We start from the raw sequence: 17,817 nt of genomic DNA, 5'->3' as shown, positions 1-17,817 counted from the left end.
GCGGGGTGAGCGAAGTGAGCGGAGCACCACGTACGGGCGCGAAGGGCGCGGCGAACGCGACGCCCGGGAGGACGACGGATCCGGCGCGCACGAAGACCAGGGACATCGCACGGGCCGCCGTACGGACCGAACTCGCTCAAGTGGCCTTCGAGTTGTTCCTTCGCGACGGCTTCGACAAGGTGACGCTCGACGATCTGGCGTCGGCCGCCGGGGTGTCCCGGAGCACGTTCCTGCGCTACTTCGGCACCAAGGAGGACGCCGTACTCGGCGCCTTCGACACGCACGGCGGCTGGGTCGCCGAGGCGCTGCGCGCCCGCCCCGCCGACGAGGACGACTGGACGGCGCTGCGGCGGGCGCTGGACACGGTCATCCAGCGGTACCACCAGGACCCGGTCGGCTCCCTCGCCACCACCCGCCTCGTCCAGGAGACCCCCGCGCTCTGCGCACGCCAGCTGGAGAAGCAGCACGGCTGGCGGCCCACACTGGCCCAGGCCCTCGCCGAACGCCACGGCTCCTCGGGCCCTCCGGCCATCGCCGACACCGTACGGGCCGCCGCCGCCCTCGACTGCTTGAACATCGCCCTCGACCACTGGACCGCCTCCGACGGCGACCTCGACCTCGTCGCCCTGCTGGACGAGGCCTTCGCGACGCTCGCGCCGTAGGCGCGGCCGGGGCCGAAGGCGGGCCCGGCGTCAGGTATAGACGATCGGGCAGCCCCGGCGGATCGAGTGCTGGGCGGCGCGCAGGAACAGGGCGACGTAGAAGGCCGTGTCGAGGTCGTCGGCCCACGGCCCCGGCCGGGACGCCGCCAGTTCCTTCGCCTCTCCGTCCAGGAACCACATGGTCAGGTCGAGGTTGTCGCACATCTGCGGGGTCTCGGGCGGAAGCTCGACGACCGCCGCCAGCCGCTCCGCGAGCGCCAGTACCCGGGGAGCGCCGGCGACCAGAGTCGAATCCGTGTAGCCGGCCTCGACGTCCAGCCAGATGTCCTCGTCGAGCGACAACGGCACCAGGACCGTCCAGCCGCAGAGGGTTTCCGTCTCCTCGCGCGTGAGGTGGGCCTCGCACAGCCTGAGGAAGCCGTCCATCGGCGGGACCAGCTTCTCCTCGAAGGCCAGCCCCGAGCCACGGACGAATTCCGCCTCCTCGGGCACCGACTCATAGGCCGGCAGCCCCCGCCGCCCCAGCTCCTCGTTCAACGCCGAGGCGACGCGCCCCCAGCCGCCCTCGTCCTCGTCATGATCCGCACCCTCGCCCTCGATCCCACCGAACCATTCCTCCGCGCCGACGCTCCCCAGATAGATGCCCATCCCCGGAACGTACTGCGCGGCACTGACAGTCCGGCCCGCCCGCGTTCAGCCGTGCGCTCCGACGCCGGACAGGTCATGGCGGCGCATGCTGTTGCGGTCGGTCACCGAGCGGCCGAGGGCGTGGTGCGGCCACAGGCCGCCGGCCGTGCGGCGGCTGCGTTCGACCCAGGCGCGGGCCGGGACGCTGCTGTTCTTGTAGTAGTTGAGGGCGTAGCCGCCGGTGTGGACGCGCAGGAGGCAGAAGCCGCCCGGGTAGTCCTTGACGGCGCTGACCTCCTGCTGGGTGACGTGCGGGGCGTGTGTCAGGACCGTGCGCTTGTTGCGGTGGGTGTGGCCCGCGTGGTGGAGGAAGACGCCGGGGGCGGACGCGTACGCGTCGACGATCTCCCGGGCCTGGCGGCGATCGAGGCGCTGCCCGCGCCCCATGGGGAAGACGGCGTCCCGCGTGGTCAGCGGGTGGTGGCCGAAGACGATGGTGGGTTGGTCCCGCTCCGCCCTCAGCCGGTCCCGGAACCAGGCGAGTTGCTCGGCGCCGAGGCCGCCCGCGTCGCCCCCGTTGCCGTCCTTCTCGTAGGTGTCGAGGCCGATCAGGCGCAGCCCGCCCAGGTCGCGGGCGAAGTATCCGGGCCCGTCGCCGCCGCCCAGGAATCCGTCGCGGAAGGCGTCGTCGGGGTGTCGTGGGCGGTCGTGGTTTCCGCGTACGACGAAGTAGTCCCGTCCGTGGGTGCCGAAACCGTCCAGGATGCGGCGGGCCTCCGCCAGGTCACGGGGCGCGCCGGCCGCCGAGATGTCCCCGGCGGCCAGCAACAGGTCCGCTCCGCGCCGCTGGGCCTCCTCGATCATGGCCAGGCTCATGATCTCCGGGTACGGGGCGAGGCCGGGCGGCTGCGAGACCCCGCGCAGCATCGGTACGCCGGCCACCAGGCCCGCGGTGGTCTCGCCGAGGTGCAGGTCGTTGCAGAGCGCGATGGAGACGAGGTGGCGGCCGGGGGGCGGCTGCGGGGTGGTGAAGGAGTACGGGCCTCCGTGCGAGCCCAGGCCGTGGAGTGAGGTGCCCACGGCGTTGCCCCGGACCAGGTGCAGGGGGGTCGGTGTGGCGGCCCGGCCGCGCGAACGGGCCTGGTAGTAGTACGTCTGGCCCGGTTCCAGGTCCGTGAGTTCCACGTAGTGGTGGGCGGTGGGGCGGTCCTCCGCCGCGGTGCGGTCGAGGTGGGCCGGGTGGGTGCCGTAGACGACCTCGCCCTCGGTGACGGCGGGGAGCAGATGACCGAAGCCGTCGTCGGTACCGGGCACGGCGGTGTACCAGGTGATGACGGCGCTGTTCTCGGTGAGGGTGACCAGCTCCAGGTGGAGGGCCGTCACGGTGTCGGGGTGCGTACGGCGTTCCCTGCGCGCGGCGAGGGCGGACCGGAACACGGCGGGGGTGAGGAGCGCGCCGGAGCGGAGGAGGTCACCGGGGGCGGGGAGCCCCGCCAGTGCGGCGAGGGGAGCGGAGAAGCAGCAGCCCATGTCAGGACCGTGCCCGCGGCCCGTTGACGGCGGCCGTGGTGCCGATGAAGGAGACACGAACACCGGCCCTGCCACCGGAGGCGGCACGGGCGTCACGGGCATCACCGAGGAGCGGCCAGGTCCCACTGTCGTGCTCAGTCACACGTCTCACCTCCCGACAGCCAGGGTGTAGCAGGCTACACCCCCCTTCCGGGAGGGCATTCCCTCGTGGTGGCGGCCGCCGAACGGGATCGTGGATGCCCCACCGATGAGTTTCGGCGGTTTACCCGGTCCATGTGTACGGACGCAGACGCAACGCATAGGAGATGCGATGGGCACCGTGGTGATGCACAACGTGGTTTCGGTGGACGGCTTCATCGCCGACGCGAACGATCAGGTCGGCCCGCTCTTCGACTGGTACTCCAACGGCGACGTCCCGCTCGGCGGCGTCGGCCGGGCCAAGGTCTCGAAGGTCTCGGCCGAGTACGTCGGGCCGATGTGGGCGGGCCTCGGCGCGCTGGTGGTCGGACGGCACGTGTTCGACATCACCAACGGCTGGGAGGGGACGCCTCCGGCGGGCGAGCACATCGTCGTCGTGTCGCACCGGCCCAGGCCCGAGGGATGGCACCCGGAGGCCCCGTTCCACTTCGTCGACGGTGTCGCCGAGGCGATCGCGAAGGCCCAGGAGCTCGCCGGCGACCGCACGGTCGGCGTGGCGGCGGGCGACGTCGGCGGCCAGGCCTTCGCGCTCGGCCTGGTCGACGAGGTGGCGATGGACGTCGTCCCCGTCGTCTTCGGCTCCGGCAAGCGGTACTTCGGATCGACCGACACCCAGCACCTCCTCGACGACCCGCACACGGTGATCCAGGGCGACCGGGTCCTCCACCTGCTCTACCGGGTACGCCGCTAGCGCCCGCCTGCGTCGCGCGGTTTGGGAAGATGGCGGACCACCATATGAAGAGGGGTCGAGCATGCTCGTGCTCATACTGTCCGTCGTCGTCCTGCTCGTCATCGGCGGCTGCGTCTGCGTCTTCTGGGCGGCCCGGGGCGACGCCCCTCGCTGGGTGCGTGGTGTGGCCAAGGCGACGCTGCTCGGCAGCGAAGTGACCCGCAGCGCGAGCGGCAAGTCCCGCACCCAGGGCGGCCAGGACAACTCGAACACCCTGGACAGCTAGGACAGCCAGGACAGCCAGAGGGCGCTGATCAGCCCGTCTCGCGGAGCCGAGCCGTGTCGTGTCGTGTCGTGTCGTGTCGACGTGCAACTCCTTTGCCCCCCGAACGGTCGTTCTCGTCGACGGGTCTCTCCGACCGGGGAGTTCAGGGGATCCAAGGGGGAGCACATGGACGACGGCACAGTGGACGGCGGCACGGGCGGTGCGAGCGGCGCGGCACATCAAGTCGCCTTCTTCTTAAGGGAGTTGTCAGCGGAGGAACCGGGGCGGAGAGCGGCGGCGGTCAAAGGGCTCGGGCGGCTGGGGCAGTGGGACGAGCACGGTGATGTCGTCGTCCGGGCGGCTCGGGACGCCGAAGCCGAGGTGCGGGCCGGGGCGGCCGACGCGCTGGGACGGCTCGGGGATGCCGGGGACAGCGTGGCGGGCGCGGTGGTCGTCGAGCTGATGGGGGACGCGGATCCGCACGTACGTCGTCGGGCGTCGCTCGCCGCCGAGCGGCTGGCGCTCACCGGGCCGACCGTCACCGAGGCGTTCCGGCGGCTGCTGCTGGACGACTCGGACTGGCATCTGCGGCTCAACGGGCTGCTCGGGCTGAGCGGTCGCGACGAGACCGTCGACACGGCGGTGTTCATACGGCTGTTGGGCGAGCGGACGCCGTACCTGTGGGGCCCCGCCCGGAGGGCCCTGCTCGCCTCGCTGCCACGGAAGCCCGTACTGGACGAGGTGCTGCGCACCGCAGAGCACGGCCACGGCCTCGCTCGCGTGCGGGCACTGGAGATGCTGCCCGCGGAGGACATCCGCCGCATGCGCGACTCACTCCTCGCCGGCCTGCGCGACGAGTCCCCGGACGTCCGGTGGGCGGTCGTGCGCCAACTGTCCAAGGACCGGCGGCCGAGCACGGCCGACGCCCTGCTGTCGGCACTGGAGGCCGAGACCGACACCGACACCGCCGCCCGGCTCCTGCGCACCCTCGGCCGGTGGAAGGAGACCCGCGCCGTGCCCGCGGCCGTGCGCTGGCTCGACCGTCCGGAGACGGGCTCCATCGCCGTGCAGGCCCTGGTCGGCATCGGTACACCGACGGCGGTCGAGTGGCTCAGGGCGACAGTCGCCGCCACCCCCGGTCCCGAGGTGGGCCCCGGTCTCGGTCGTCCCGAGGTCCGGGCGGCCGCCGCCACCGCGCTGGGCGAACTGGCTGCCACCGGGTCCACCCTGACACTGCTGGCGCTCCTCCACGATCCGGACGAACGGGTGCGGGCCGGAGCGGTGGACGGTCTGCGGCTGCTCGGACGGCGCAGGCTGCGGCGCCGGCGGCGGGGCGCGAGGGCCGAGGCCCTGCTCGGACTGCTGACGACCGACGAGCCGATCATCGGGCACACCCGCGACGCGCTCAGCGAGTATCCCGAGACCCGCCCCGCCCTCCGACGCCTGATCGACCACCCGTCCGACGAGGTCAGGGCGGCCGTCCTCTCCCTCCTGGACGAGGACGACGACGGAGACGTAGCCCTCTTTCTGTCCCACCTCGACGATCCGTCCGAACCCGTCCGCCACGAGGCGCTGGTGGGCATCGGGCGCTACGTCTACTGGTACGAGGAGCTGCCCGATGTACCCGACGGGCTCGATCTGCTCGCCGTGATCACCGCGCTCTCGCGCTCCCCCGCCGTCTCCTCCCGCACCCGGTATGAGGCGGGCCGCCTCCTCGACGAGCTGAAGGGCTACGGCGTCGTCTGACCGCGGCGAAGGCCGGCCCGCGAACGGGTGAGGCCGGCTCGACGGGGTGGGTGTCGAGCCGGCCTCCGCGGTACCGCGGGCCGGTCAGTCCGTGCCGGACTCCATCGCGGCGCGGTCCAGCAGCGCGTCCTCCTCGGAGACCTCGCCGCGGGAGGCGATCACCTCGGCGCCGCCCTCCGGCAGCTCCGGCATGGTGCCGATGAGGCCGGTCGCGGCCGCCTGGGAGGCACCGATGGTGGGGCTGCCGGTGCCGATGAGGCCGAGGCCGGCGTACTGCTCCAGCTTGGCGCGGGAGTCGGCGATGTCGAGGTTGCGCATGGTGAGCTGGCCGATGCGGTCGACCGGGCCGAAGGCCGAGTCCTCGGTGCGCTCCATGGAGAGCTTGTCCGGGTGGTAGCTGAAGGCGGGGCCGGTCGTGTCGAGGATCGAGTAGTCCTCGCCGCGGCGCAGGCGCAGCGTGACCTCGCCCGTGACCGCCGCGCCGACCCAGCGCTGCAGCGACTCGCGGATCATCAGCGCCTGCGGGTCCAGCCAGCGGCCCTCGTACATGAGGCGGCCCAGGCGCCGGCCCTCGTTGTGGTACTGGGCGACGGTGTCCTCGTTGTGGATGGCGTTGACGAGACGCTCGTACGCGGCGTGCAGGAGGGCCATGCCGGGGGCCTCGTAGATGCCGCGGCTCTTGGCCTCGATGATGCGGTTCTCGATCTGGTCGGACATGCCGAGGCCGTGGCGGCCGCCGACGGCGTTGGCCTCCATGACCAGGTCGACGGCGGAGTCGAACTCCTTGCCGTTGATCGTCACCGGACGGCCCTGGTCGAAGCCGATCGTCACGTCCTCGGTGAGGATCTCGACCTCGGGGTCCCAGAACCGGACGCCCATGATCGGCTCGACGGTCTCGATGCCGGTGTCCAGGTGCTCCAGGGTCTTGGCCTCGTGGGTGGCACCCCAGATGTTGGCGTCGGTGGAGTACGCCTTCTCCGTGCTGTCCCGGTAGGGCAGCTGGTGGGCGACCAGCCACTCCGACATCTCCTTGCGGCCGCCCAGCTCCGTGACGAAGTCGGCGTCCAGCCAGGGCTTGTAGATCCGCAGGTGGGGGTTGGCGAGCAGGCCGTAGCGGTAGAACCGCTCGATGTCGTTGCCCTTGAAGGTCGAGCCGTCGCCCCAGATCTGGACGTCGTCCTCCAGCATCGCCCGCACCAGCAGCGTGCCGGTGACGGCACGGCCGAGGGGGGTCGTGTTGAAGTACGCCCGCCCGCCCGAGCGGATGTGGAACGCGCCGCAGGTCAGCGCGGCCAGGCCCTCCTCGACCAGCGCGGCCCGGCAGTCGACCAGGCGCGCGATCTCCGCACCGTAGGTCTTCGCGCGGCCGGGCACCGAGGCGATGTCGGGCTCGTCGTACTGGCCGATGTCAGCGGTGTAGGTGCACGGGACGGCACCCTTGTCGCGCATCCACGCGACCGCGACCGAGGTATCGAGCCCGCCCGAGAAGGCGATGCCGACGCGCTCGCCGGCCGGAAGAGAGGTGAGGACCTTGGACATAGGAAGATTATGCATGCCAGCGCATGATCATGCAAAGGGGTGATGGTGATACCTGAGGTGATTCAGGTCCCACGGGACGAAGGGGGCTCGATGGCGAGGTTCGAGGACTGGCGGGCCGATCGGATCGGAAGTGCGCTGCGGGGTGGGAATCCGACCGTGGTGCGGAGGCTGGGGGCCGGGTTCGCGGTGATCGGGGACGTGCAGTTTCTGCCGGGTTACTCCGTGCTGCTGGTGGACGATCCGGCGGTGGGGCGGCTGTCGGACCTGCCGAGGGGGAGGCGGATGGCGTTCCTGGCCGACATGGACCGGCTGGGGGAGGCCGTCGAGCGGGCCTGCGGGCGGCTGGATCCGGCGTTCCTGCGGGTCAATCTGGAGATCCTGGGGAACACCGATCCGTTTCTGCACGCGCATGTGTGGCCGAGGTACGCGTGGGAGCCGGAGGAGTTGGTCGGCAAGCCGGTGTGGCTGTATCCGCGGGAGCGGTGGGGCGACGAGCGGTACGCGCTCGGGCCCCGGCACGATGCGCTGCGCGAGGCGATCGGGCGGGAGCTGGACCGCCTCGCGTCCTGAACACACCGGACCGACTACAACAGCCCTTCGGGCAACGCGACCCCCTCGTCGGAGAGGTGTCGCAGGGCCGCCGCGATGGAGTGGCAGTCGAAGAGGGCCGAGTGTTCGCTGCCCGAGGCCGGCCGTGGCAGCCCCAGCACGTGCCACAGGCGGCCCGAGTTGCTGGACGCCGTCGTCGGGGCGACGGTGTTGAGCCAGGGACGGATGTTGAGGAAGCCGGGGGTGAGAGGGCTGTGCTTGATCTCTTCACCCCGGGCCCGGGCCCAGCCGATGTTCTCGCCGAGGACGAGCATGTCGTTGCCGTAGGAGAGGACGGACCGGCCCTGGCAGAAGGCGAGGAAGTCGCTCAGGGCCCGGGCCGGCGGGAGGCCGTCCCGGTCGACCGTCCGCTGGTCGATGCCGGTGAGGGTGGTGAAGAACGGCGAGAGCCGCGGGTTCACCACCGGCCGGACCAGCGCCTCGAACTCCTCGACGACCGAGTGGTCCTCCCTCAGTCGCAGCGCGCCGATCTGCACGATCTCCCGGAGTTGACCGGGGGCCGACCAGTCCTGTTCGAGAGCCTCCGGCCAGCTCGTGAACTCCAGGTCGAAGATGACGAAGGTGGGCAAAACGCTGCTCTCCCTGCGGCGCGAGGACGGTTACGGGAGCGTTCTACCCACCGACGGCCTTCACCTCCGGACTGTCACCCGGCTTCGGCGGTCTTCCATCACCGGTTCGCCGGTTCGTCAGTTCGTCAGTTCGGGGCCACCGGGCGGCTTCCGGTGGTGAGGTCCACGCCCAGCAGGCCGTCGGGGAGGATCCGTCCGGCGTCCCCGACCGCGGTCCGGGACTTCAGCTCGGTCCCGGCCCCCGAGCCCGCCTCCGGCGTCGGGCACAGCGCCTCGACGAGATGACCGTTGATCGCCTCGTCGATCGGGCTCGGTTCCAGGGCCGTACCGTCCTCGTTGAGGCGCTGGTACTTCATCAGGTTCCAGCCCATGGAGAGCTGGCGGCCGCCGTCCGCCCTGGTGAGACTGATGGTGCCGGCGCCGAAGACCCCGCCGTCGTGGCCCCAGAAACGCCCGCAGCCGGGGAGTTCGAGGGTGTAGATGCCGAGGCCGTAGTCGATGGCGGCGCCCGGGGCGAGGCCCACCGGAACCGTGCGCTGCATCTCGGCGAGGGACGCCCGGCCGACGAGGTCGCCCGCGAGCAGCTTGCGGTAGAAGCGGTTGAGGTCGTCGGTCGTGGAGACGATCGCGCCGGCGGTGTAGGCCCAGGACATGTCGTAGACGCTGTAGTCGCGGGGCGGGTCGATGAGGCCGTAGAAGGACTCGTACATCTTGGGGTGCGGGCCCTTGATGTACGGGGTGCGCGGGAAGGAGGTGTGGCGCAGCCCGGCGCGGTCGATGACGTGGCGGGTGAGGTACGTCGACGCCTTCTGGCCGGTGACCTTCTCCAGGATGAGGCCGGCGATGACGTAGTTGGTGTTGGAGTACGCGCCCGGCTGCGCGCCCGGGCGGCCGGTGGCGTCGGCCGCGAGGCCCAGCCGTACCAGTTCCCCGGGGCTGATCGAGCGGAAGCGCTCCTCGTCGAGGCTGGCGGTGGAGTTCTGGGCGAGCGAGGGGAAGGCGCCGAGGACGTAGTCGCCGATGTGGCTGGTGTGGTTGAGGAGCATGCGTACGGTGATGGCGTCACCGCGCTCCCGGTCGGCGGCGGTCCCGTCGAACAGCTCAGGGACGTAGTCCGTGACCGGGGCGTCGAGGCTGATCCGGCCTCGCTCCACCTGCTGCAGGATCGCCACGGACGTGAACGTCTTGCTGATGCTGCCGACGCGGTGCCGCATGTTCGCGGTGACCTCGCGGCCCGTGTCCACATCGGCCAGACCCGACGCGCCCGTCCAGCGCTCACGGCCCTCACGGACCGACGCGTACGTGCCGTACATACCGGCCTCGTGGATCGCGTCGAGTGTGCCGCGCAGCCCCTCCCGGTCCAGTCCGGCGGGCGCCGGGGCCGTATCCACGTCCCTCGGCGCGGCGGACACCGCCGGCACCGCGGTGACGAGCAGAAGTGTGGTGCCCAGAGCGGTCCCCACGAGACGCTTGATACGCACGGCTTGGTCCCTCGTTCCTGATGTTCCTGACGTTCCCGACGGCCCAGGTCGGTCAACTCCCGGGCCCTGTCAGGTGATTGTCCCGGGCTACCGGTGCGCCCTACATCCTTCTCGTGGACGATCACGTTCACAGCGGGGCCATGACATCTGTCATGGCCCCGCGCACATCAGTGAAGGGTGGGGTCAGAGACCGTACCGGTACTTCAAGCGGCGCCAGAAGTCGCGGAACATCCACTTGTCGAACTCGGTGATCTGGGCGGCGCTGCCGGCCTTCATGAGGAAGCAGCACTGGCCGGTGGGGGTCCAGTCGTAGAAGTCGTCGAGGCCGAAGGTGTGGCCGACCTCGTGCAGGTAGATGTGGATGTTCTCCTGGCTGAGCGCGCCGGTGAAGTAGGCGCGGCCCATACGCTGACCCCAGTCGCCGCCCGCGCCGCCGCCGAAGCCCTCGGTGAGCCAGAGGGACTGGTCGTAGTGGCGGGAGGCGCCGCCGGGACAGCGGGAGTAGTTGCCGTCCTGGTGGAAGAAGCGGCCGCAGTCGGGGTTGCACTGCGGGGCTCCGCCGCCGTCGAGCATGTTGGTGTAGATGTCGACGGAGTTGTCGGTCCACTGGAGGGTGGAGCGGTTCTTCACCGCCCAGCCGACGATGTTGACCGGGACGTTGGTGTACGGCCAGGCGTTGTGACCGGCGCCGTTGTCGACCATCGCCGCCATCCACTTGCCGAACTGCTTCTTGAGCGCGGCGTGGATCTGGTCGCGCAGGGTCGCGCTGACCGGGGTGTCCGACTCCCAGCGGACGCAGTAGTTGACGCTTCCGCGGTTGGCCATGATCTGGTCCCAGCCGTAGTTGCGGAAGCCGTACAGGTCGCCGTACGTGGACTCGACGTGGTTCCAGACCTCGTTGAGGGGCTGGACCAGATTCGAGGGCGGGTTCCAGACGTCCGCCACGGCGGCCACCGCCTGGGCCCGGGCCGATCGGTCGTTCGCCGCCTGCGCCACGGACGGGGTCGTCAGACCGGGCGCGAGGAGCATGGCCACGACGGCGGCGAGCACGGTGAGCAGTCTTGTGATGCGGGTGCGCATGGTGAACTCCCTTTGTGGGGTGGGATTTCACGTGCCTTCACGTCACCCTGTGGTTGCCGCCGATCGGCCCGAGGCTGCCGCCGACCGGCCCGAGGCTGCCGCCGACCGGCCCGAGGCTGCCGCCGACCGGCCCGAGGCTGCCGCCGACCGGCCGGAGGCTGCCGCGCGTTCCAGCGCCACGATCCGCATGCCTCCCGGGCCGGTCCCCTCCCGCGTGGGACGCAGCCCGGCGACACGGAACTGCTCCAGCACCCAGGCGTGGGAGAGCCGCAGCTTCCGGTAGCTGTGGGCGTCCATGACCCAGTCGCCGCCGGAGCCGTCCCGGCTGTGGATCAGGTCGTGCACGACGACCGTGTAGTCGTCGTAGTCGTCCGGGTACTCCAGGAAACAGGTCATGATCCGGTCCTCGGTGGCGCGGACCGGGAGGAAGCGGTCGGTGCCGGTCAGCGGGACCGTCAGGTCGCGGTAGCCGAACACGGCCGTCCCATCGGGCGCGAGCGCCTCCGCGACATCGCCGAACAGCGCCGCCACGTCCCCTCGCGTCGGCAGATGGGTCAGCGTGTCACCGAGACAGACGACCGCCGCCGCCGAGCCCGGACGGACCAGCTCCGGCAGCGCGGTACGCACGTCCGCCCGTACGGGACGCACCGTCGGCACCTCGGTGGCGTGCGCGGCCAGTTCGCCCAGCAACGGCTCGCTCAGGTCGACGGCGAGCACGGAGTCGAAGCCGAACCCGGCCAGGGCGAGACTCGTATGCCCCGGGCCGCACCCCAGGTCCACGGCGAGGCCGCCCGCCGGACCGGGAACCACACCCCACTCCGACAGGAACGCACGCTGGGCCTCGGCGAGCGAGAGCAGATCGCCGCCCAGCATCCATGTGTAGTGCTCGGCGAGGAACCGGTCGTAGTGGTCCACGGCGGCGGTCATCGCGGTCGGGTCGGTTGTGTCGGCTGCGTCGGTCGAGTCGATTGTGTCGGTTGTGTCGGTTGGCATGAGGCACGTGTCCCTTCGCATCCGGCAGGCGAAGGGGAATCTAGAGCGGGATACGGCGATGCGGACGGCCCGCCGAACCATATTCGTCGGGCCCTGGAAAATGGCGGCCATGGACGACACTGATTCGGCGATCCTCAGCCATCTGCAACGCGATGCACGGCTCACCAACCGGGAGTTGGCCCGCCTCGTGGGCATCGCGCCCTCCACCTGCCTGGAGCGGGTCCGGGCGTTACGGTCGCGCGGCGTGATCACCGGTTACCACGCGGCCGTGCAGCCACGACTGCTCGGCCGCTCGCTCCAGGCCCTGGTCTTCGCCCGGCTGCGCCCGCTGAGCCGGGACGTGATCTCCGGCTTCGAGGCGTATCTGTCCCAACTGCCCGAGGTGGTCTCCGTCTTCGTGGTCTCCGGCGACGACGACTTCATCGTGCACGTGGCCGTACCGGACATCGACCGGCTGCACGCCTTCCTCATGGACCGGTTCAGCGCCCGGCGGGAGGTGGTGAGTTTCCGCAGCTCGGTGATCTACCAACAGACGAACGTTCGGGTGATGACGCCCTTGGACGGCCACGAACACGGCGCGGGAAGGTAAGCGGAAAAGTGAGCGGAAAGGCAAGCGGAAAGGTGAGCGGGAAGACAGGCAGGTAGTCATGGAGGTGGACAGACAGGTAGTCAGGAAGGCGGACAGGCAGCCGACAAGGTCGCCGGCGCTCCCCTCACTCGACTCGCCCCGGCCCCACAGCTCGGTCACCCCCGGCCTCCTCCTGCGCCTCCCCGAACCGCGCCAACACCACCCCACCCCCCACACAGCACACGAATCCGGCCACCGCCAGCCCTCCGTAACCGTCCCGGGTCGTGTCGCCGAGCCACGCCACGCCGAACACGCCCGGCCAGACGGTCTCGCAGATCACCATCGCCGCCGTGGCCGCCGTCACCGAGCCGGACTGGAGGGCCTGGACGAGGAGGAGGTAACCGCCGAGGCCGGAGACGACGACGGCGTACGCGGTGGGCTCGCCGAGCACGGCGGGGACGGTCGCGTCCGGCAGCAGGCGGACCGCGATCGCGGTGAGGCCGAAGCTCAGGCCGGCCGCGGCGCCGAGCACGACGGCCCGGCCGCGCCGCAGCCGGCCGCCCACCACCCAGCCGCCCGCCACCACCAGCAGCGACGCACACAGCACCGCCACCCGCAGCGGGGTGTCCCCGTATCCGTCGCCCGCGTGCCCGGCGGACACCGCCAGCGTCACCAGCCCCAGGCATACGACGACCACGGCACCCCACTCGCCACGCCGCAGCCGCAGGCCCAGCACCGCGGTGCCGACCACCGCCGTGACCGCCAGCGACGCGGCCACCGCCGCCTCCACCAGGAACAACGGCACGAGCCGCAACGCCACCACCTGCGCCCCGAACCCGAGCGTGTCCAGCCCGGCCCCGGCGAGGAAGGGCCAGCCGCGCAGAACCTCCACCACGGTCCGCGCCCGACCGCGCGCGCCCTCGGCACCCTCCGCATCCGCCGCCCGCCGTGCCCCCAGCGCCTGCAACACCGTCGCCGTACCCATGCAGACCGCCGCGCACAGCGCCAGCGTCACACCCGCCACCATGCGGGCACAGTAAGGGCGGAACCCGGGCCCACCCGCGCGACACCAGCGGACGCGCCCACGCGACATCCGGTCGGCACACCCGCACGGCCGCCCCTCTCCACCCTCAGGTCTCCACCCTCAGGACCGCACAAAGTCCGACAGATTCATTGCTCCGCTTCTGTTCGAAGTCCTAGGGTGGGCCCGGTTTTCCCAACATCATCGGACAGCATCCGACGCTCCTCAGTACGTGCACCCCCATGTCGTCGCGAGGAAGGTTCCGGCCATGCACCACCCGCACCCGCACCCCGTAAGCCGCCGTCGTCTCCTGGAGGGCGGCGCCGCCCTCCTCGGAGCCCTGGCCCTCCCCGGCGGAGACGCGTACGCGGCCCCCCGCAGTGGGACGAAGGCCGACGCCACCCCCGAGTGGTCCGGCAACATCGCCCTCTTCCAGGTCGGCGCGGAACCGCCCCACACCACCCTCATGCCGTACGCGGACGTCAGACAGGCGATCAAGGCCGACCGCACCCGCTCCCCGTACCGGCTCAGCCTCGACGGCAAGTGGAAGTTCGCGTACGCCGACCGCCCGGACGACCGGAACGAGGACTTCTACCGGACGGACGTCGACGACAGCGCCTGGGACACCATCCCGGTGCCGTCCAACTGGCAGCTGCACGGCTACGACTTCCCCATCTACATCAACATCACGTACCCGTGGTGGGGCCCGAACGGCCTCGGCGAGGAGGCCCAGCCGCCGACGGCGCCCACCCGCTACAACCCCGTCGGCCAGTACCGCCGCACCTTCACCCTCCCCAAGGACTGGAGGGCCGGCGACCGCCGCACCTTCCTGCACTTCGAGGGCGTCAAGTCCGCCCACTACGTGTGGATCAACGGCGAACTCGTCGGCTATCACGAGGACTCGTACGACCCGGCCGAATACGACATCACCAAGCACCTCAAGCCGGGGACGAACCAGATCGCCGTCGAGGTGTACCGGTACTCGGACGGTGACTGGCTGGAGGACCAGGACATGATCCGGCTGAGCGGGATCTTCCGCTCGGTCTACCTCTACTCCACCCCGGCCGTGCACCTGCGCGACTTCAAGCTGGACACCCCGCTCAGTGACGGCTACACGGCCGCCGAGCTGTCCGTCACCGCGAGCGTGCGCGCGTACGCGACCGGGCACGAGGGCTCGTACTCCGTCGAGACCCAGCTCTACGACGCCCGCGGCCACGCGGTCTGGTCGCGCCCCCTCGTCCAGTCCGTCGCCGTGGGCGCCTCCGCCGTCGGCGAGGACGTGACCGTACAGGCCGCCAGGTCCGTCCCCTCCCCCGAGCTCTGGTCCGCCGAGCATCCGACCCTCTACACGGCCGTGCTCCGCCTGCGCGATCCGCGCGGCAAGGTCGTCGAGACCCTCTCCCACCGCGTCGGCCTGCGCGAGTTCGCGCTCAGGGACGGGCTGATGCGGATCAACGGGCGGCCGGTCTCCTTCCGGGGCACCAACCGGCACGAGATCCACCCGGACCGGGGCATGGCGCTCACCCGCGCCGACCTGGTCGAGGACATCGGGATCATCAAGCGGCTCAACATCAACACCGTCCGCACCTCCCACTACCCCAACAACCCGCTCTGGTACGAACTGGCGGACGAGTACGGCCTCTACCTCGTCGATGAGACGAACCTCGAAACACACGGCATCCGGGACCGCTACCCCGGCAACCACGCCGACTGGACCACGGCCTGCGTGGCCCGCGCCCGGAACATGGTCCACCGCGACAAGAACCACGCCTCCGTCGTCATCTGGTCCCTCGGCAACGAGGCGGGCGGCGGCTCCACCTTCGTCGCCATGCGCGACTGGATCGAGTCGTACGACCCGACGCGCGTCATCCAGTACGAGGGCGACGACCGGCCGACGATCAGCCAGATCCGCTCGGAGATGTACGACAGCCCACAGCGGGTCGAGCAGCGGGCGAAGGACACCTCGGACACGCGGCCGTACGTGATGATCGAGTACTCGCACTCGATGGGGAACTCGACCGGCAACTTCAAGAAGTACTGGGACATCATCCGGCGCTACCCCGTCCTCCAGGGCGGCTGGATCTGGGACTTCGTCGACCAGTCGCTGACCTGGCCGATCCCGAGGCGGCAGCTGCTCACGGAGGCCGGTCCGAGCGGGCTGCAAGGCCAACTCCTCACCGCCGCCGCCAGGTTCGACCGCGACAAGGGCGTCTCCGGCGCCACCGGCTTCCCCCGCGACCCGGCCCTCGACCTCACCGGCTCCCTGACACTGGAGGCCTGGGTCACCCCGCACGTCACCGGCTCCCACCAGCCGATCCTCGCCAAGGGCGACACCCAGTACGCGCTGAAGCAGAGCAACCAGAGCATCGAGTTCTTCATCCACGGCGGCGGCCAGTGGGTCAGCGCGAGCTGGGCCCTCCCGGCCGACGGCTGGACCGGGAGCGAGCACCACATCGCCGGTGTCTTCGACGCCGACGCCGGGTCCCTCACCCTCTACGTCGACGGCGAGGTGAAGGCCACCCGGACCACCACCCGGCGGCCCAGCGTCAACACCGCGCCCCTCGCGCTCGGCACCGACACCGACAACCCGACCCGCGAGTTCAGCGGCACGATACGGCGGGCCCGGGTGTACGCACGGGCGCTGAGCGCGACGGAACTGGCCTCCGGCAGCCGTGGCCCGGGGGACGAGGGCGTGCGGTTCTGGTTCGACGCGGCGACGGTGGAGGTCGAGGAGCGGAAGACGAAGGGGTCCGAGAAGGAACGTTCGTTCTTCGCGTACGGCGGTGACTGGGGCGACAACCCCAACGACGGGGCCTTCGTCGCGGACGGCATCGTCAAGGCCGACCGGGGCCACACCGGCAAGGCGGCCGAGGTCAAGCAGATCTACCAGGCGATCCAGGCGACCCCGGCCACCGACGGCGACACCCTGACGTCGAAGTCGGTCACCCTCACCAACGAGTACCTCTTCACCAACCTCCGAGAGTTCGACGGCGGTTGGTCGCTGGTCGCCGACGGCAAGGTGGTCCAGCGCGGCCGCCTCACCCGCGCCCAGCTCGACGTACCGCCCCTCTCCACCAAGGACATCACCGTCCCCTTCCGCCTCCCGTCCTCCCCCGCGCCCGGCACCGAGTACTTCCTCCAGCTCTCCTTCACCACCAAGGAGCGCACCCCCTGGGCCAGGGCCGGCTTCGAGGTGGCCAAGCAGCAGCTGGCCGTCGACGCGGGCAGCCCGGCGGTGACACCCGTACCGCTGGCGGACGTCCCGACGCTGACGTACAGGGACGGGTCGGACGAGATCACCGTCACCGGCAAGGGGCCGAGGGGGCGCGGCTTCTCCGTCACCGTCGACAGGACGAGCGGCACCATCACCTCGTACGAGGCGGGCGGCGTCCGCCTGATCGACTCGGGCCCCGCGCCGAACTTCTGGCGGGCCCCCACCGACAACGACCACGGCAACGGGCAGCACACCCGCAACCAGACCTGGCGGGACGCGGGCGCCCACCGCGAGGTGACGGACGTGACCGTGCGGGCCCTGGGCAAGCGGGCCGTCGAGATCAAGGTCAGCGGCACGCTCCCGACGACGGTGGAGTCCACGTACACCACGACCTACACGATCTTCGGCAACGCCGAGATCAAGGTCGACAACACCCTTCATCCGGGGGCCGCCTCCCTCCCCTACATCCCGGAGGTCGGCACCCTCCTCCGCCTCCCCCGCCGCCTCGACCGCCTGCACTACTACGGCCGCGGCCCGGAGGAGAACCACTGGGACCGCAACAACGGCACCGACGTGGGCCTCTACTCCGGCACGGTCGCCGAGCAGTGGTCCGCCTACATCCGCCCCCAGGAGAACGGCAACAAGACCGACGTCCGCTGGGCGGCCCTGACCGACCGCGACGGGATGGGCCTACTGGTCTCCGCCGAACCCCTGCTCGAGGTCAACGCCTCGTTCTTCACCCCGGAGGACCTGTCGACAGGCCTCCGCCACGACTACCACCTCACCCCCCGCGACACCGTCGTCCTCCGCGTCAACCACCGCCAGATGGGCGTCGGCGGCGACAACAGCTGGGGCGCCCACACCCACGACGAGTACAAGCTCTTCGCCGACCGCGACTACGCGTACACGTACCGGCTGCGGCCGCTGAGGGACGTGGACGAGGCGATGAGGGCTTCGCGGCGGCGGACGGCGACGGAGTAGCCGACATGACAGAGCCGGCGTAACGGCATACGACTGCGACAGACGCTCGGCCGGGTTCTCCCGG

The 17,817-nt window shown here is 70.9% G+C and carries 16 protein-coding genes; 7 read left to right on the top strand and 9 right to left on the bottom strand.

From position 1 onward, the window contains the following. The first annotated feature begins 5 nt into the window (after window positions 1–5). Window positions 6–662, top strand: a complete 657-nt coding sequence (locus tag JIX55_RS27075; RefSeq protein ID WP_443046533.1) for a TetR family transcriptional regulator — start codon at window positions 6–8, stop codon at window positions 660–662. 30 nt (window positions 663–692) lie between these two features. On the opposite strand, the gene JIX55_RS27070 is transcribed toward JIX55_RS27075, so the two are convergent. Genes JIX55_RS27070 through JIX55_RS27060 form a run of 3 tightly spaced genes read right to left on the bottom strand, consistent with a single transcriptional unit; the run spans window position 693 to window position 2,961 of the window. Then, a complete protein-coding gene (locus JIX55_RS27070; RefSeq protein WP_257565863.1) occupies window positions 693–1,310 on the bottom strand; it encodes a hypothetical protein in 618 nt (205 codons plus the stop codon). Between the two features lie 45 nt (window positions 1,311–1,355). After that, window positions 1,356–2,819, bottom strand: coding sequence for a metallophosphoesterase (locus JIX55_RS27065; RefSeq protein WP_257565862.1), 1,464 nt, complete (start codon window positions 2,817–2,819; stop codon window positions 1,356–1,358). A 1-nt stretch (window position 2,820) separates the two neighbouring features. Beyond that, window positions 2,821–2,961 (bottom strand): hypothetical protein, encoded by a 141-nt coding sequence (locus JIX55_RS27060; RefSeq protein ID WP_257565861.1) that lies wholly within the window; start codon window positions 2,959–2,961, stop codon window positions 2,821–2,823. 168 nt (window positions 2,962–3,129) lie between these two features. On the opposite strand from JIX55_RS27060, the gene JIX55_RS27055 reads away from it, so the two are divergent. The 3 genes from JIX55_RS27055 to JIX55_RS27045 all read left to right on the top strand — a co-directional run bounded on the left by JIX55_RS27055 (window position 3,130) and on the right by JIX55_RS27045 (window position 5,698). Further along, window positions 3,130–3,708, top strand: coding sequence for a dihydrofolate reductase family protein (locus JIX55_RS27055; RefSeq protein ID WP_257565860.1), 579 nt, complete (start codon window positions 3,130–3,132; stop codon window positions 3,706–3,708). A 61-nt stretch (window positions 3,709–3,769) separates the two neighbouring features. After that, on the top strand, window positions 3,770–3,973 hold the full coding sequence (locus JIX55_RS27050; RefSeq protein ID WP_257565859.1) for a hypothetical protein: 204 nt from the start codon (window positions 3,770–3,772) through the stop codon (window positions 3,971–3,973). A 165-nt stretch (window positions 3,974–4,138) separates the two neighbouring features. Then, window positions 4,139–5,698: a HEAT repeat domain-containing protein gene (locus JIX55_RS27045; RefSeq protein ID WP_257565858.1), complete on the top strand. Its 1,560-nt coding sequence runs from the start codon at window positions 4,139–4,141 to the stop codon at window positions 5,696–5,698. 84 nt (window positions 5,699–5,782) lie between these two features. Here JIX55_RS27045 and argG read toward each other — a convergent pair whose 3' ends face one another. Next, window positions 5,783–7,237, bottom strand: a complete 1,455-nt coding sequence (argG, locus tag JIX55_RS27040) for an argininosuccinate synthase (RefSeq protein WP_257565857.1) — start codon at window positions 7,235–7,237, stop codon at window positions 5,783–5,785. Window positions 7,238–7,327: 90 nt separating this feature from the next. On the opposite strand from argG, the gene JIX55_RS27035 reads away from it, so the two are divergent. Beyond that, a complete protein-coding gene (locus JIX55_RS27035) occupies window positions 7,328–7,807 on the top strand; it encodes an HIT family protein (RefSeq protein WP_257565856.1) in 480 nt (159 codons plus the stop codon). 14 nt (window positions 7,808–7,821) lie between these two features. Here JIX55_RS27035 and JIX55_RS27030 read toward each other — a convergent pair whose 3' ends face one another. From JIX55_RS27030 to JIX55_RS27015, 4 genes are all read right to left on the bottom strand, one after another. Then, window positions 7,822–8,415 carry a 3'-5' exonuclease gene (locus JIX55_RS27030; RefSeq protein WP_257565855.1) on the bottom strand — a complete coding sequence of 198 codons (594 nt, stop codon included), beginning with the start codon at window positions 8,413–8,415 and terminating at the stop codon, window positions 7,822–7,824. A 125-nt stretch (window positions 8,416–8,540) separates the two neighbouring features. Then, window positions 8,541–9,896 carry a serine hydrolase domain-containing protein gene (locus tag JIX55_RS27025; RefSeq protein ID WP_257565854.1) on the bottom strand — a complete coding sequence of 452 codons (1,356 nt, stop codon included), beginning with the start codon at window positions 9,894–9,896 and terminating at the stop codon, window positions 8,541–8,543. A gap of 183 nt (window positions 9,897–10,079) precedes the next feature. Beyond that, the gene (locus JIX55_RS27020; protein ID WP_257565853.1) at window positions 10,080–10,976 is read right to left on the bottom strand and encodes a hypothetical protein; all 897 of its coding nucleotides are present in this window, start codon (window positions 10,974–10,976) and stop codon (window positions 10,080–10,082) included. A 42-nt stretch (window positions 10,977–11,018) separates the two neighbouring features. Next, window positions 11,019–11,969 (bottom strand): class I SAM-dependent methyltransferase, encoded by a 951-nt coding sequence (locus JIX55_RS27015; RefSeq protein ID WP_257565852.1) that lies wholly within the window; start codon window positions 11,967–11,969, stop codon window positions 11,019–11,021. 109 nt (window positions 11,970–12,078) lie between these two features. On the opposite strand from JIX55_RS27015, the gene JIX55_RS27010 reads away from it, so the two are divergent. Further along, window positions 12,079–12,558 (top strand): Lrp/AsnC family transcriptional regulator, encoded by a 480-nt coding sequence (locus JIX55_RS27010; protein ID WP_257565851.1) that lies wholly within the window; start codon window positions 12,079–12,081, stop codon window positions 12,556–12,558. Between the two features lie 124 nt (window positions 12,559–12,682). Here the strand turns inward: JIX55_RS27010 and JIX55_RS27005 are convergent, their stop codons facing one another. Beyond that, window positions 12,683–13,564 carry a DMT family transporter gene (locus JIX55_RS27005; protein ID WP_257565850.1) on the bottom strand — a complete coding sequence of 294 codons (882 nt, stop codon included), beginning with the start codon at window positions 13,562–13,564 and terminating at the stop codon, window positions 12,683–12,685. Window positions 13,565–13,826: 262 nt separating this feature from the next. Here JIX55_RS27005 and JIX55_RS27000 point away from each other — a divergent pair, with 262 nt between their 5' ends. After that, window positions 13,827–17,753, top strand: coding sequence for a glycoside hydrolase family 2 TIM barrel-domain containing protein (locus tag JIX55_RS27000; RefSeq protein ID WP_257565849.1), 3,927 nt, complete (start codon window positions 13,827–13,829; stop codon window positions 17,751–17,753). The last annotated feature ends 64 nt before the right edge of the window (window positions 17,754–17,817 follow it).

It is taken from the genome of Streptomyces sp. DSM 40750 (assembly GCF_024612035.1).
Lineage (GTDB): Bacteria > Actinomycetota > Actinomycetes > Streptomycetales > Streptomycetaceae > Streptomyces.
The sequence above is the reverse complement of the archived record's forward strand: the minus strand, read 5'-3'. Positions and strand labels throughout refer to the sequence as shown.